The organism is Streptomyces sp. NPDC005494 (assembly GCF_042872025.1).
GTDB lineage: Bacteria > Actinomycetota > Actinomycetes > Streptomycetales > Streptomycetaceae > Streptomyces.
On record NZ_JBIAJR010000002.1, the window covers coordinates 161,376 to 175,664 of the forward strand.

12 protein-coding genes are annotated in these 14,289 nt (G+C 71.9%); 6 read left to right on the forward strand and 6 right to left on the reverse strand.

The features are described from left to right. Positions 1-39: 39 nt before the first annotated feature. From ACFYQ6_RS06540 to ACFYQ6_RS06550, 3 genes are all read left to right on the forward strand, one after another. Positions 40-981, forward strand: a complete 942-nt coding sequence (locus ACFYQ6_RS06540; protein ID WP_388762204.1) for a glycoside hydrolase family 6 protein — start codon at positions 40-42, stop codon at positions 979-981. Positions 982-2,049: 1,068 nt separating this feature from the next. Then, entirely contained in the window at positions 2,050-3,387 is a 1,338-nt protein-coding gene (locus ACFYQ6_RS06545) for a hemolysin family protein (protein ID WP_388761112.1), read from the forward strand. Continuing rightward, complete coding sequence (locus tag ACFYQ6_RS06550) at positions 3,384-4,412, forward strand: hemolysin family protein (RefSeq protein ID WP_361573206.1); 1,029 nt, start codon at positions 3,384-3,386, stop codon at positions 4,410-4,412. The genes ACFYQ6_RS06545 and ACFYQ6_RS06550 overlap by 4 nt, the downstream gene beginning before the upstream one ends. 214 nt (positions 4,413-4,626) lie before the next feature. Here the strand turns inward: ACFYQ6_RS06550 and ACFYQ6_RS06555 are convergent, their stop codons facing one another. Next, the gene (locus tag ACFYQ6_RS06555) at positions 4,627-5,577 is read right to left on the reverse strand and encodes a LysR family transcriptional regulator (protein ID WP_361573204.1); all 951 of its coding nucleotides are present in this window, start codon (positions 5,575-5,577) and stop codon (positions 4,627-4,629) included. Positions 5,578-5,692: 115 nt separating this feature from the next. Between ACFYQ6_RS06555 and ACFYQ6_RS06560 the strand changes: the two genes are divergently transcribed. Continuing rightward, positions 5,693-7,153: an MFS transporter gene (locus ACFYQ6_RS06560; protein ID WP_388761115.1), complete on the forward strand. Its 1,461-nt coding sequence runs from the start codon at positions 5,693-5,695 to the stop codon at positions 7,151-7,153. A 20-nt stretch (positions 7,154-7,173) separates the two neighbouring features. Then, the gene (locus ACFYQ6_RS06565; RefSeq protein ID WP_388761118.1) at positions 7,174-7,596 is read left to right on the forward strand and encodes a pyridoxamine 5'-phosphate oxidase family protein; all 423 of its coding nucleotides are present in this window, start codon (positions 7,174-7,176) and stop codon (positions 7,594-7,596) included. Between the two features lie 286 nt (positions 7,597-7,882). Here the strand turns inward: ACFYQ6_RS06565 and ACFYQ6_RS06570 are convergent, their stop codons facing one another. The 5 genes from ACFYQ6_RS06570 to ACFYQ6_RS06590 all read right to left on the reverse strand — a co-directional run bounded on the left by ACFYQ6_RS06570 (position 7,883) and on the right by ACFYQ6_RS06590 (position 12,106). After that, on the reverse strand, positions 7,883-8,263 hold the full coding sequence (locus ACFYQ6_RS06570) for a VOC family protein (protein WP_388761120.1): 381 nt from the start codon (positions 8,261-8,263) through the stop codon (positions 7,883-7,885). Positions 8,264-8,467: 204 nt separating this feature from the next. Continuing rightward, a complete protein-coding gene (locus ACFYQ6_RS06575; RefSeq protein WP_388761122.1) occupies positions 8,468-9,391 on the reverse strand; it encodes a universal stress protein in 924 nt (307 codons plus the stop codon). Between the two features lie 381 nt (positions 9,392-9,772). Beyond that, complete coding sequence (locus ACFYQ6_RS06580) at positions 9,773-10,678, reverse strand: Rieske (2Fe-2S) protein (RefSeq protein WP_361573438.1); 906 nt, start codon at positions 10,676-10,678, stop codon at positions 9,773-9,775. A 259-nt stretch (positions 10,679-10,937) separates the two neighbouring features. Next, the gene (locus tag ACFYQ6_RS06585; RefSeq protein WP_361573194.1) at positions 10,938-11,504 is read right to left on the reverse strand and encodes a type 1 glutamine amidotransferase domain-containing protein; all 567 of its coding nucleotides are present in this window, start codon (positions 11,502-11,504) and stop codon (positions 10,938-10,940) included. A 128-nt stretch (positions 11,505-11,632) separates the two neighbouring features. Continuing rightward, positions 11,633-12,106 carry a DUF5709 domain-containing protein gene (locus ACFYQ6_RS06590; RefSeq protein ID WP_361573192.1) on the reverse strand — a complete coding sequence of 158 codons (474 nt, stop codon included), beginning with the start codon at positions 12,104-12,106 and terminating at the stop codon, positions 11,633-11,635. A 409-nt stretch (positions 12,107-12,515) separates the two neighbouring features. Between ACFYQ6_RS06590 and ACFYQ6_RS06595 the strand changes: the two genes are divergently transcribed. Continuing rightward, a complete protein-coding gene (locus ACFYQ6_RS06595) occupies positions 12,516-14,288 on the forward strand; it encodes a diacylglycerol kinase family protein (protein WP_388761125.1) in 1,773 nt (590 codons plus the stop codon). Position 14,289 lies beyond the last annotated feature (1 nt).

Below are 14,289 nucleotides of genomic sequence, written 5' to 3' on the forward strand. Positions count from 1 at the left end.
AATCGAGGTACTGTCTTGAGCCGCAAACTCCGCACCCTGATGGCAGCGCTCTGTGCTCTGCCGCTGGCGTTCGCCGCCGCGCCATCCGCCCACGCCGCCGACCCCACCACCATGACCAACGGGTTCTACGCGGATCCCGACTCGAGCGCGAGCCGGTGGGCGGCCGCCAACCCCGGCGACGGCCGGGCCGCCGCGATCAACGCCTCCATCGCCAACACACCCATGGCTCGCTGGTTCGGCTCCTGGAGCGGCGCCATCGGCACCGCGGCAGGCGCCTACGCCGGAGCGGCCGACGGCCGGGACAAGCTGCCCATCCTCGTCGCCTACAACATCTACAACCGTGACTACTGCGGCGGGCACTCCGCCGGTGGAGCCGCTTCGCCGTCCGCGTACGCCGACTGGATCGCTCGGTTCGCCGGAGGTATCGCGGCCCGTCCGGCCGTCGTCATCCTCGAACCGGACTCTCTCGGAGACTACGGCTGCATGACCCAGGCCCAGATCGACGAGCGCGAGGCCATGCTCACCAACGCCCTCGTCCAGTTCAACCGCCAAGCTCCCAACACCTGGGTCTACATGGATGCCGGCAACCCGCGCTGGGCCGACGCGGCGACCATGGCCCGGCGTCTCCACGAAGCCGGCCTCCGACAGGCCCACGGCTTCTCGCTCAACGTCTCCAACTACATCACCACCGCCGAGAACACCGCCTACGGCAACGCCGTCAACAATGAACTGGCCGCTCGCTACGGCTACACCAAGCCGTTCGTCGTTGACACCAGCCGCAACGGCAACGGCTCCAACGGCGAGTGGTGCAACCCCTCCGGCCGCCGCATCGGCACGCCCACCCAGAAGGGCGGAGGCGCCGAGATGCTCCTGTGGATCAAGACTCCGGGCGAGTCCGACGGCAACTGCGGTGTCGGATCCGGCTCCACGGCCGGCCAGTTCCTCCCCGAGGTCGCCTACAAGATGATCTACGGCTACTGATCGGGGGCGTCCCGCCGCCCGCACAGGCGACCGCAAGCCGCCGGCGGGCGGGCACTGCCCCACGCTGCTTACCCACTCGGGCGAACTGGCGGCCTTGCTGCCGGTCTGTGAGGAGCAGTGGTGCAGCAGTCGTTCCTGGCAACGGCAGGACACCGGACACCGTCTGCGAGCTCAGCGCGAGGCTCCCAGGTCTCATGCCGTGACGGGCCCTGGCGAGCAGGCCTCCTGACCTGGCGGCGACCCTTGGGCGTACGTGTCACGGACACGCCCTAAGGGGACCAGTTGGGGACCACGCGGTGTCCGCGCACCTGAACGGCACGCACGGCATCACCTGCTGTGCCCCCTTGTTTCTGGGCGTATGTGCAGATGAAAGGGATGACCCCTACTCCTGGGGGTCAAGGGGGCGCAGGTTCACATCCTGTCGTCCCGACTCGGAGAGTCGCAGATGAGGGCCGGTTTCGGAGAAATCCGAAACCGGCCCTCGCTCTTTCCCGGCCACCGGTCGAGGGCACGTGCCCTTGTCCCGCGCCGACGGTTCCACGCACGCAGGGGATGCCCGCACCCCGAGGACCGCCGTGAACGGCGCCCGAACCACGGCCGTGGGAACGGAACTGGGCACCGGGCGGATTGGGCGCAGGTCCGCTGGAGTTGGGATGCCCACAGCCCTCGGCGCGAGGGCGACAGCAGACGAGCGCCAGGGGCACCCCTCGACTTCGGCCACGGGAGGCGGCGGGCTCGGCGAACGGGTGGAGACCTGTTTCTACATCTGTGTAGAGCATAGACTTGCCGCGCACAGGCGGAGAGCCTTCCGCCATGGGGCCGGAGAACGGCCGAAGGGGCTGTCGGGGGCTCTCGGGCAGCAGGTGATCCCGTGAGCGCGGTCGGTGGCGCCGTTTCGCGAGTTCGCCGACCGGGAACACCGTTTCGTCCCCAATCGTTCCCAGCAGACCAGAACCAGACTAGGAGCCGACGCTTGTCCGCCAGATCGTCGACGGACCCCTCGGGGCACAGTCCCCGGCCATTCCGCCAGTCAACGCCTGAGCGCGGCACGCTGCGGGGTGGTGTCGGATGAGTGCCCTGGAAGCCTGGCTCGGCGTGCTGGCCGTGTTCGTGCTGACCGCGGGCACCGGCTACTTCGTCGCGCAGGAATTCGCGTACGTCTCCGCCGACCGGCTCGCGCTCGCGCGTGAGGCCGAGCGCGGTGATCACAGGGCTGCTCGCGCCCTGAAGGTGCTGGAGCGGCTGTCCTTCATGCTCTCCGGCGCCCAGCTCGGCATCACCGTGACCGGCCTGATCGTGGGATTCATCGCCGAACCCGCGGTATCCGCCCTGCTGCGGCCCGTCCTGTCCGGTGTGGGCATCCCGGACGGTGCCGTCACCGGCATCTCCGTGGTCCTCGCCTTCGTCCTGGCCACCGTCGTGCAGATGGTGCTCGGCGAGCTGGCACCGAAGAACCTCGCCCTCGCGGTCCCCGAGCCACTGGCCAAGGCGCTGGCACCCTCCACCCTCGGCTACCTCAAGGTCGTCGGTCCGGTGGTACGCATCTTCGACGGCGCGGCGAACAAGCTGCTGCGCACGACCGGGATCGAGCCGGTGGAGGAGCTTCACCACGGAGCCACGCTGGAGGAGCTCGGCCATCTGATCGGGGAGTCCCACGAGCAGGGCCAGTTGCCGCGCGCGACCGCCGAGCTGGTCGACCACGCGCTCGAGTTCTCGGAACGGACCCTGGGCGAGGTGATGGTGCCCCGCGTGGACGTCGTCTTCGTCCGGAAGGACGCCACCGCGGCCGAGGCCGTCACCCTCATCGGCACGTACGGGCATTCGCACTACCCCGTCCTCGGTGATCACCCCGACGACGTCGCGGGCGTCCTCGGAGTGCGTGAACTGATGCGCATGTCCGCACGACAGGCGGCCGTGGCCACGGCGGGGGCGGCGGCCCGACCGCCGCTGCTGCTGCCGGACACCCTGCCGCTCCCGGCCGCGGTGTCACGGATGCGGCAGCGGGACGACGAGTTCGCCGTCGTCCTCGACGAGCACGGTGGGGTGGCCGGCATCGTCACCTACGAGGACATCGCCGAGGAACTCGTGGGCGACATCGCCGACGAGTCCGACGCCGCCACGTTCATCGCGGTCGCGGACGGCGACGGCTGGCTGGTGGATGCCGGCCGCCGGCTGGACGAGGTCGCCGGAGCGACCGGTCTCGGACTGCCGGAGGATGACGACTACGACACCGTCGCCGGGCTGGTCATCGACCGGCTGGGCCGGTTCCCGGCCATCGGCGACCGCCTCACCGTTCCCCTCGCGGACGGCGCTGACGCCACCATCGACGTCCGCACCCTCGACCGGCACGTGCCCGGACGCGTACGCATCGAACGCCAGGCACAGCAGGCGGAGGAGCAGGCATGAGCTTTCCGATGGCGCTCTTCGTGACCGTCCTCCTGCTGATCGGCAGCGGATTCTTCGTGGCCGCCGAATTCGCGCTCGTCGCCGCCAAACGGCACCGCATGGAGAAGGCCGTCGCCCAGGGACAGAGGGGAGCCAAGGCAGCCCTGGCGGGCATGCGCGAGCTCTCCCTGATGCTCGCCGGGGCCCAACTCGGGATCACCGTCTGCACGCTGGGGCTGGGATCCGTCTCCAAGCCGGCGATCTCCCACGAACTCGACCCCCTCCTGCGCGACCTCGGCCTGCCCAGTGCGCTCAGCTACGGGGCCGCCTTCGCCGTGGCGATGATCGTCGTGGTCTTCCTGCACATGGTGGTGGGGGAGATGGCGCCCAAGTCCTGGGCCATCGCGCACCCCGAGCGATCCGCGATGCTGCTCTCGCCCTCCTTCCGCGCGGTCGTGAAGGTGGTGCGCCCCCTCATCTGGGTGCTGAACAGGGTCAGCAACGGCCTCGTGCGGCTGTGCAGGGTCACCCCGCGCGACGAGCTGGCCTCGGTGCACAACCGTGAGCAGCTCACCCACCTCGTGGCGGAGTCCGAGCGGCTCGGCCTGATCAGCGGGACGGACTCCGGTCTGCTGACCCGTTCCCTCACCGAACCGGAGACTCCGGTGCGTGACCTTCAGGTCCCTGCTGATGCCATCCTCGCCGTGGAGGCGGACGCCGGCGCGGAGGAGATCCTGCGGGTCGCCTCCGCCGGCGACCGTACGAGGCTTCTCGTCCGCGACCGCGACGCCGTCCTCGGCTCGGTGCACGCCCGCGACGTCCTGGTCGCCCGCGCCCGGGACCGGGCCGCCGATGCCCGCGCCCTGGCCCGGCCGGTGCCGGAGGTCACCGAGGACACCACGGTCGCCGCCGCCCTGGACCTGCTGCGCCGGCGCCGCTCCTCGCTCGCCGTGGTCCGCGACGACGACGGCCGGCTCACAGGCATCGTGAGCCTGGACGACCTCCTGACCCGCTACCTGCAGCCGGAGGGCAACACGGCCGGGTGACCTCGCGGTTCCCTCTGCCGGGGGTCCGACTCCCGGCGAGGACGTGCCGGTGCTTCCTCGCCACCGAGCGAGGGGGCACCGGCACAGCAGCTGTCCCTGAACGAGGGGGCACCGGCACAGCAGCTGTCCCTGAACGAGGGGGCCCCGGTACAGCAACTGTCCCTGAACGAGGGAGCCAGGGCTCAGCATCTGTTCCTGAGCGAAGGGGCCGTGCTCAGCTGGGTACCGCTCTCCTCGGGTCGGCCGGTGCCATGTCCCGGGCGATCTCGCGTGCGGTGCGCCCGAAGATCTCTATCGCGCGGTTGCCGCCGCCGGACCGCCACATCAGGCCGTAACCGAGGGGCTCGTCCCCGACCACGGGGACGTAGGAGATACCGGGCCGGCCGTGGTACAGGGCGACGTGGGCGCCTGCCAGCAGGGCCCCGTCGCCCCCGGCGACGAGTGTCAGTGCCTCCTGGAAATTGGTCACGGACGGGCCCTGCCCGATCGGCCTGCCGCTGGGCGTGCGCGTCGGCAGCCGGTGCTCCAGCCAGTACGCCGGAATGTCTCCCGCGATCGTCAGCAGCGCCACACCCGCCAGGTCCTCGAGCGTCACCGCGTCCCGGCTCGCCAGGGGGTGCCCGGTGGCGACCGCCAGCACCCTGTCCTCCGCCAGGAGCGTCGGTCCGCCGGTCAAGTCGGCCTCGTGCGCCGGGAAATCGGTCAGCTGGAGGTCGAAATCGCCCCGCCGTAGCATCCCGTACGGATCGGCCAGGGGCACTTCGCACACCTCGACGGCGAGTTCGGGATGCGTGGCGCGCAGCCTCTCGGCCGCCTTCATCACCATCTCACCGGCCAGAGGCGTCGAGAAGCCGACGTGCAGCACCCCCTCGATGCCGCGCGCCGTGGCGACCGCGCGCGCCAATGCGCTCTCGATGCCGCGGTAGTGGGGTTCGAGGTCCTCGCGGAGGCGGCTGCCCAGGACGGTGGGAGTCACACTGCGGCTCGTGCGCGTGAACAGGGGCGCGCCCACCCGGCGTTCGAGTTTCTGGACGAGCTGACTCACCCGGGCGCGCGAAAGGCGCAGGCGGTCGGCGGTCCGGCCGAAGTGCAGTTCGTCGGAGAGTACGAGAAAGCACTCGAGTTCGTTCTGGTCCATGTACGTCTCCGGGATCGCGTGGGACACGGATCGGTAAGCCTGGCTGTACGAACGTTGCGATCATCGCTGTTGTTCCCCTCCGGGGTGTGGAGAAGGCTTGAGGCATCACCAACACCCGCAATCCCGGAAGGGGTTCTTTGTCATGAGTACCTTGAGCAGGTCCGACGGCCTGGACTCGCGCAAGTGGGGCGTGCTGCTCGTGCTGTGCGGCGCGATCTTCCTCGAAGGCATCGATGTCGCGATGCTCAATGTGGCGCTGCCGTCGATCCGTGCGGATCTCGGACTCTCCACCGGTGACCTGCAGTGGGTCATGAGCGCCTACGTACTCGGCTACGGCGGCTTCATGCTTCTCGGCGGGAGGGCGGCCGACCTGTTCGGGCGCCGCCAGATGTTCGTCCTCTGGCTCACCGTCTTCCTGCTGTTCTCCGGGCTCGGCGGATTCGCCACCGAGGGATGGATGCTGATCGTCGCGCGCTTCGTCACGGGTGTGGCGGCGGCCTTCATGACCCCGGCCGGACTGTCCATCATCACGACGGGCTTCGCCGAGGGCCCGGTGAGGAACAAGGCGTTGCTCATCTACTCGGGCACCGCCGCGGGAGGTTTCACGGTGGGGCTGGTGGCGGGCGGGCTGCTCACCGCCATCGGCTGGCGCTGGGTCTTCTTCGCACCGGTCGCGCTCTCCTTCCTCATCCTGATCGCCGCCCTCGCCTTCGTGCCCAGGTCGCAGCGCCCGGACAGGTCCGGCAAGCCGGTCGACGCCGCCGGCGCGCTCACGATCACCACCGCTCTCGTGCTGATCGTGCTGGGCGTCGAGCGCGCGGCCCACGCAGGGATCGCGGCCAGCGCCGCCACTCTGCTGGCCGGGCTGGCCTTCCTCGTCGCCTTCCTCGTCATCGAGCGGCGTTCCGCCGAACCCCTCGTACGCCTGGGCATCCTCCGCAGCGGTTCCCTGGTGCGGGCGAACCTCTCGGCGATGCTGTTCGCCGCCGGGTTCTTCGGCTTCCAGTTCCTGGTGGTGCTGTACCTCCAGGAGCTGCGGGGCTGGTCGACGCTGGAGACGAGCTTCGCGATGCTGGTCATCGGGGTCGACGCGATCCTTTCCCCGACCCTCACCCCACGGCTGGTCGCGCGCTTCGGCAACGCCAGGGTGATCTTCGGGGGACTCCTGCTGGCGGTGCTCGCCTACGGCCTGTTCCTCCCGCTGGGAGCGGACTGGAGCTACGCGGCGATGTTCCCCGGCCTGATCGTCCTCGGCCTCGCCTTCTCCTTGGCCTACGGCCCGCTCACCATCGTGGCCACGGAGGGAATCGCGGAGGAGGAGCAAGGGCTCGCGGGCGGTCTCCTCTACACGGCTTTCCAGTTCGGTGCCGCCCTCGGTCTCTCCGCCGTCACCTCCGTCAGCGTGGCCGCGACGCACGCGCAGACACCTGGCGCCCTGCTGGAGGGTTACCGCGCCGGTCTGCTCGTGCCGTTCGCGGCAGCGGTGGTCGCCGCCGCGATCAGCGCCCTCGGCCTTCGTTCCCGGCGAGGCGCGGTACCGCCCGCCCCGCAGGAGGACACGCCGGACACCTCCGAGCGGGCCGGCCACCCCGCCTCCCGCTGAATCCCCGAAAGGACAGCCACATGACCGACACCGTCAGCGCGTTCTCCGAGATCCAGGAGACCTTCCTCGCCTACGTCCGCGACATCAAGTACGCCACCATGGTCACGGTCGACCGCCGGCACCGGCCGCGTGCCCAGGTGCTGCTGCCCGTGTGGGAGATCGTCGACGGAGAGCCGATCGGCTGGCTCGCCGCTCACCGGACACCCGGCAAGAGCGCGCACCTCGCGGACAACCCCCATACGACGTACGCGTACTGGAGCCCTCGTCAGAACGCGGCCTTCGTGGACAGCGTCTCCACCTGGGCCGACGACGAGAAGTCCAAGGTGCACGCTTGGGACCTGTACGAGCGGGGCGGGCCGCCGGGCCTCGGCTACGACCCGGTCCGTTACTGGCCTGGCGGTCCGGGTGATCCCGGCTACCACGTGCTGCGGATCGTCCCGTGACGAATCCAGCTCGTTCGCGGTTCCGACCTGCACAGCACGCTGTGGCGGAAACGGGAGCCCGCCCCGGCGCACACGGCGTCCGCGTCGGGGGAGCCGGCCGTGGGGGCCGCCCGCTGAGCCGGACGGAGCGGATGCCACCGGCGTGGTGGTGGCATCCGCGTGCCGACGCCCCCGACTCGGCAGCCGCCGGTGACCGGGGGAGGGGCGCCGGGTGGCCGTTCACGGCGCCGGTCCGCGACGGAGGCCGGCGGAAGCGCCTGAGCCCTCGGCCGCCCGGGCGGCGTGCTCAGAGCGGCTGGAGCCGGGTGCGCAGAAGACAGAACTCGTTGCCTTCGGGATCGGCCAGGACGTGCCAGCCCTCGGTCCCGGTCTGGCCGACGTCGGCGGGCCGCGCGCCCAGAGCGAGAAGCCGGGCCAGCTCGGCGTCCTGGTCGCGGTCGGTGGCGTTGACGTCGATGTGCAGCGGGAGCTTCCCGGGCCGTGGGCCGTCGCTCGGGCTGAGGACGAGGGTGGGCTGCGGGCCGCCGAAGCCGGCCGGCGGCCCGATCTCGATGCTTCCGTCGTCCTCGCGGCCGAGTTCCACGTAACCGAGGACCTCGCTCCAGAACGCGGCGAGCCGCTCGGGGTCGGCGGCGTCGAGGACCAGTTCGCTGATGCGGCATGCCATGCCCGGCAGTCTACGTACGGCGGTCCGCGCGTTCGGCGGTCCGCGCGTTCGGCGTTCGCGGCGGGCGGGACCTCGCCCTCGGTGCCGGTGGCCACCGGATCGTCCTGCGTCAGGTCCCGTCCTCTGCCGGGCCGGGCATGTTCCCGACTGGGCGCCCACGTCCGACGACTGCCGGGAGCACGAGGCCACGGGCGGCTCGGCACGTCAGACGAAGTCGTCCCCGAGCGCCTCCTCGGCGACTCCCCTGTCGTCGCGGGTGTAGGGCACGATCTGCACAGGACAGTGCGAATGGTGCAGCAGCGCGTGTACGACATGGCCGAGCCCCAGGGCCGAGACACTGCGCCGCTCGTGGCTCCCGACCACCAGGAGTTCCGCCTTCCGGCTCGCCTCGACCAGGGCGGAGGCCGCCGAACGCGCCGTGTCCGTCCCGGCCTGCACCGTGAGACCGGGCCGCGCCTCGCGGACCCGGGCGGCGAGGTCCGTCAGCAACCGCTCGCGAGGGCTGTCCCGTTGTTCCGTGACCTCGGGCGCGGCCGGACGGCCGTCGAACCGGACGAACATGCTCCGGATGTTCAGCAGCCGCAGGGGACACTTCCGTACCTCCGCCTCCTGCGCGGCCCGCTCCAGCCACACCGCGTCGTGCTCGTCGCGCACCGCCGCCGTGACCGGCGCGCCGTTCCCCCGGCCGGTCTCACCACGCACGACGACGACGGGCGCGGGGCTGCCCACCACCGCTTCCAGACCGACCGAACCGAGCAGGAGGGGGCCGAATCCGCCGCTGCCCCTGCTGCCGACGACGATCGTGCCGCGCGGCCCGACAGCCGAGTGGAGCGCGGTGACCGGATTCCTCCTGCTGAGCTTCACCGTGAGGTCGAGCTCGGGAAATCGTTCCCGTACCTCTTCCTCCGCCGCCGCCAGCACCGCGTTGCCGTTGGTCCGGGCGTGCTCCGACGTCTCGAACGAGGCGAACCGGTCGAGACGGTCCAGGTTCGCGGCGTGTACGAGCCACAGGCCCTGGCCATGGAGGGTGGCCTCGTCCGCACCCCACAGTGCGGCGGCCCTGGCATGTTCGGAACCATCCACGCCCACGACCGTCCTCGGTCCGGCGCCGGACGTGTGGGTACGCATGGCTGCTCCTCGTGCCGTCCGTCCCTCCCTGCCTCCCATGCTGTCACCGCCGGACGGGGCGCGGCCAGCGCCCGGGGTGCCCGGCAGGCCGGAAGCCCCTGTGCCCCCGCGCGCGGGGGCACAGGGGCCGGCAGGCACGGTCGGTACGCCGGGGGGCTGCGCGACGCGCGGCAGGGTGGGTCAGGACGCGACGAAGCGGGCGATCCGGCCCAGCACGCGCGTGTCGGCAAGGAACCCGATGTGGGTCCGGCAGGCGACGGTGTGGACGACCTCGTCCGCCACCATCGCTTCGCCGCGTCGTCACGTCAGGCGACCCGTGGAGTCGTCACGTCAGGCCACCACGTCCCGCGATCACATCGAGCCGCACGCAACCTCGTCAGGTCAGGCCGCACCGTGCGAGGCGTTCGCGGAGAGCCCTCGCTCGCGCAGCCGCGCCTCCACGCGGCCGTCGGTGACCCGAGTGTCGAAAGCGGGCTGCGCCGCGGTCGCCGGGCCCTGGACGTTCCAGCCGTCGGACAGCCGGAAGACGCTGCCGTGCCATGGGCAGCGTACGCACCCGTCGGCGACCTCTCCCTCGGAGAGCGGGCCGCCCAGATGGCTGCACGCGTCGGCCAGCACGTGCACCTGGCCACCGCTCTCACGCACCACCACGACGGGCACCTCGTCGATGTGCCGGCGGACGGCCTCTCCGGCCGGGAAGTCCGCGACGGCGCCGAGCTCGTGCCATCCGGGCTTCACCAGATCGGGCACCGCTTCGGCGTGGTTGGCCCCCGAGGCCTGCCGGTACGCCAGATGACCGCCGATGGCCCCGCCGACCCCCACGACGGAGAGACCCGCGAAGCCCAGGGCCTTCCCGAGCCGGGTGCGCCCGCGCAGGCGGGCAGTGAACGAGCCGGCGTACAGGGCCACGGCGGTGATGTTCGCCGCCGCGTGCACGAAACCGACGCGACGCTGCCGGTACTGCAGCTCCGCCCAGTCGACCCAGCCCGCCACGGCGGCCGGACCCGCGGTGCTCAGTCCCACGCCGACCAGGGCGCACGCCGCGCGGCGCTGCCCGGGAAGGAGGTCGAGCACGGCCGCGGAGAGCCACGTGCCGATCGGGACCTGCACCAGCAGGGGGTGCACGGGATGACCCAGCCAGCGGCCGTGCAACGCGTCGCGCCACGGCCCTAGTGGGAGCGCGTGGACGGCCTTCTGCACCACATCGATGGCGCCGTCGAGCGCGGTGGTGTGTTCGAGGCGGTCCATGGCCTTGAGGACCCGTCCGGGACCCAGAGGCGACGGCATCAGGTTCTTCACCGCGCGCAGGGCCGGACCGGCAGGGGAGGCGCGGTGGTCTGCTTCAGACATTTCGTTCATAGAGGGCGGGTATCCATCTGGCACGGCAGGAAACGGCCGAGCGCCGTTGTCAGTCGATTGCCCGCCGTACGCACCCCGGCGAGTGCAGTGGAGAGCCGCCCGCGACTCGGCCCGCCGACCGTCCGCAGAGGACGGCCGGCGGGCCGGGGCCGGTGTCCGGCGTACTCCGTGTGCCTGCCGTACGCCGTCAGGCGCGCGCCGCGAGGGCCTTGCCGATCTCTCCCAGGAAGGGATCCAGGTCACCCGGGGTGCGTGAGGTGATGAGCGTCCAGCCGCCCGATCCGTCGGTCACCACCGGCGCGTCGGTCCAATCGCCCCCCGCGTTGCGGATGTCGGTCCGCAGCGAGGCGTACGAGGTCAGCCGCTTGCCCGAGACGACACCCGCTTCGACCAGGGCCCAGGGGCCGTGGCAGATGGCCGCCACCGGGCGTCCGGACTCCGTGAAGGAACGGATGATCCCGTTCGTCTCGTCCTGGAGACGCAGGGTGTCGGCGTTCAGGGTGCCGCCGGGGACGAGCAGCAGGTCGTAGTCGCCGGGGACGGCATCGGTCAGGGTGAGGTCGGGGCGGACCGTCTTTCCGGGGTCCTTGTCGCCGACCAGCGTGACGATGTCGTCCATCGACACCGCCGCGACATCCACCTGGGCTCCCGCCCCGCGGAGGTGTTCGACAGGCACCACCAGCTCGTCCTGCTCCACGCCGTAGTTGGTGACCACGGCCAGCACCTTCCGGTTCTTCACGTCGTTGTCGGTCATCGCCTGTCACCTTTCCTCCGGGGGCCACCGGGTCGTGGCCCGCCTCCGTGACGTTCCCCTGATCAGCGGGTGTACGCATCCGGACGCGCCGGTCAGGGGCGCCCAAAGCTCGGTCGCAGGGCCCGGGGTCAGGACCCCGTCCCGTCCTCCTGGATGTGCACCGCGGCCTCCTCGGCGGAGGCCGCGCCTCCGTCGATGCCCACGTCGCGGCCCAGCACCCTGTTGTTGCGGGCGGCGAGAGAGTCCTCGGCCGCCGCGACGCGTCCGGCCCGTTCGTTGCCCGCGTCGCCCTCCTCCGGACCGTTGTCCTCGGGCTCTTCCTCGGTCTCGCCCTCGGTCCGGGCCGCGAGGAAGGGATCCTCCTCGGGCTGCTCCTGCGCGATGCGCTGGTCGAGGGACTCGCCCTCCCTCTGCTCCTCGGCGGTCGTGCCGTACTTGGACACGCCCAGGGGCTTCTCCGGCGGGGAGTACCCCGTGTCCAGCATGTCGTCGAGATCGGGCTCGTCGATCACGTTCTCCGGATCGAGCTCGTCCGTCGGCCGGTTGTCCGCGTCCGATCCTTCCGGCTGGTAGACGTCGTCTCCGCGTCCTGCGTCCGACACCGGCTGCTCCTTCCGTTGAGGTATGCCGCATCCGCCGTCGCCCGTACTCCCGGGTCGTACGGCGTCGCCGCTCTCCTGCCCACCCGAGGCCAGGTCATTGATGCGAACCGGCCGGATCTCGCCGGTGGCTGTTCCGTTCGCCCGGCCCGCACGCTCCGTCGCCCGTGGGCGGACAGCCGGGCATATGGCCTGGTCAGTCCGCTACGGCCCGCTACCGGTCGGCCCCGGCAGCTTATGACCGATATCCGGCCGCTGCGACCGGGCGACGACGCCCGCCGCGGCGAGCAGGCACGGAGGCAGTGCGCAGCCGCAGGTCTGCCCGAGCGCAGAGGGGGCAGACGGCGAAACGCCGGGGCGGGCCGCCCCGGTCCGACTCGCGGCCGAGAGCCCCAGGAACGACGGGAACGCCATGCCCACCGACATACCGGAAAGACACACAGCCCTCCAGGGCGCACCCGCCGGGGTGCTGCCGCCCGGTTCCGCCGAGCCGCGCGAGGCCGAAGCCCCCCGCCCCGCAGCTGAGGCTGCCCGCCCCGCACCCGAGACAGCCGGGGGCATGGGACGCGCTGCCGGAATCATCGCCTCGACGGCGACGTGCCAAGCGGCGCTGATGGTGGGCCTCGGCCTCCTCATCACCGGCCCCGGGGCCGGCGTGTGGCCCATGACGTCCGAGGACGCGGTAGCCCGGACCCTGGAGCGAGCCCGCACCGGCACCCTCGACACGATCTCCCTCGTCGTGTCCGAGGCGGGCAACACGGCCACCGTCGTCGCAGGCACCCTCCTCAGCTGTCTCGTGCTCCTCGTGGTCCCGCGGCTGCCCCGGTGGAGGGAAGCGGTCTTCCTCGCTGTCGCCGTGTCACTCCAGTCCCTGGTCTTCCTGCTCATCACCGAGGCCGTGGACCGCACCCGGCCCGATGTCGAGCGTCTCGACGCCTCGCCCCCCACCTCCAGCTACACCTCCGGGCACACCGGCGCGGCGACGGCGCTCTACGCCGGTCTCGCGGTCCTGGTCCTGCGCCGGGCCAAGGGGCCGTGGCGCCGGCCCGTGGCCGTACTGCTGATGCTCCTGCCGGTCCTGGTGGGGATCGCCAGGGCCTACCGGGGGATGCACCATCCGACGGACATCGCGGGAGGCCTGCTCAACGGCGGGCTGTCCCTGCTGATCGTCGGCAGGGCCCTCCTGGCGGGCCCGCACGTGCCCGCGCCCGCCCCGTCCGGTGAGGCCCCGCTCACGGGGCCCGCAGCCGAAGCGCCGCAGGCCGGGGCGCCCGGCCGCACCGTGGTGGTCTTCAACCCCACCGTCACCGACGAGAGCGGCCGCGCCGCCCTGAGCGAGGTCCTGGAGCGTCACGGCCACCGGGCAGCGGAGTTCCTCCCGACCACGGCCGACGACCCGGGCGCGGGCCAGGCGGCCGGCGCGGTACGCGCGGGAGCCTCACTGGTCGTCGTCTGCGGCGGCGACGGTACGGTCCGGGCGGTCTCCGAGGCCCTGGCCGGCACCGGCGTACCGCTCGCGGTGGTGCCCTGCGGCACGGGCAACCTCCTCGCCCGCAACCTGGGCCTGCCGGTCAAGCCCGCCGAGGCGCTGGCCGCCGCGCTGGGCGGTGCTCCGCGCCGGATCGACCTCGGCCTGATCGAGGGCGACGGCATGGCCCCGGCGCACTTCACCGTGATGTCGGGGGCAGGGCTCGACGCCGCGATGCTGGAGAGCACCAGCGACCGCGCCAAGGCCGTGCTCGGCTGGCCCGCGTACGTGGTCGGCGGCCTGCGGGAGCTGCGCGCCCCCCGGATGCGCCTGACTGTGAGTCTGGACGGTGGGCGGCCCCTGCGCCGCAGCGCGCGGATGGTGCTCGTCGCCAACACCGGCAAGGTGCAGGGCGGGGCGGCGCTCGTACCGGCGGCCCGGCCGGACGACGGCCTGCTGGACCTGCTGATCCTCGATCCGCGAGGCCCGGCGGGCTGGCTCAGCGCCGTCGTCGCGCTGCTCCGCCGCGACACGGGCAGGAAGGGCGCCGAGGGTTCCCGTTCCGTGGAGTACTTCACGTTCCGCCGCGCGGACATCCGCTTCGACGCGCCCCAGCCGCGCGAGCTGGACGGGGACCCGGTGCCACCCGGCCGCCAGTTCACCGCCCGGGTCGTGCCCGGCGCGCTGACGGTCCTGCTGCCCGGGCGGGGGGAGTGAC

Bases quoted from the DNA above. Each gene is read 5' to 3' on its own strand.
- ACFYQ6_RS06540 (WP_388762204.1), top strand. From the start codon at position 40: ATGGCAGCGCTCTGTGCTCTGCCGCTGGCGTTCGCCGCCGCGCCATCC.
- ACFYQ6_RS06545 (WP_388761112.1), top strand. From the start codon at position 2,050: ATGAGTGCCCTGGAAGCCTGGCTCGGCGTGCTGGCCGTGTTCGTGCTG.
- ACFYQ6_RS06550 (WP_361573206.1), top strand. From the start codon at position 3,384: ATGAGCTTTCCGATGGCGCTCTTCGTGACCGTCCTCCTGCTGATCGGC.
- ACFYQ6_RS06560 (WP_388761115.1), top strand. From the start codon at position 5,693: ATGAGTACCTTGAGCAGGTCCGACGGCCTGGACTCGCGCAAGTGGGGC.
- ACFYQ6_RS06565 (WP_388761118.1), top strand. From the start codon at position 7,174: ATGACCGACACCGTCAGCGCGTTCTCCGAGATCCAGGAGACCTTCCTC.
- ACFYQ6_RS06570 (WP_388761120.1), bottom strand. From the start codon at position 8,263: ATGGCATGCCGCATCAGCGAACTGGTCCTCGACGCCGCCGACCCCGAG.
- ACFYQ6_RS06575 (WP_388761122.1), bottom strand. From the start codon at position 9,391: ATGCGTACCCACACGTCCGGCGCCGGACCGAGGACGGTCGTGGGCGTG.
- ACFYQ6_RS06580 (WP_361573438.1), bottom strand. From the start codon at position 10,678: ATGCCGTCGCCTCTGGGTCCCGGACGGGTCCTCAAGGCCATGGACCGC.
- ACFYQ6_RS06585 (WP_361573194.1), bottom strand. From the start codon at position 11,504: ATGACCGACAACGACGTGAAGAACCGGAAGGTGCTGGCCGTGGTCACC.
- ACFYQ6_RS06595 (WP_388761125.1), top strand. From the start codon at position 12,516: ATGCCCACCGACATACCGGAAAGACACACAGCCCTCCAGGGCGCACCC.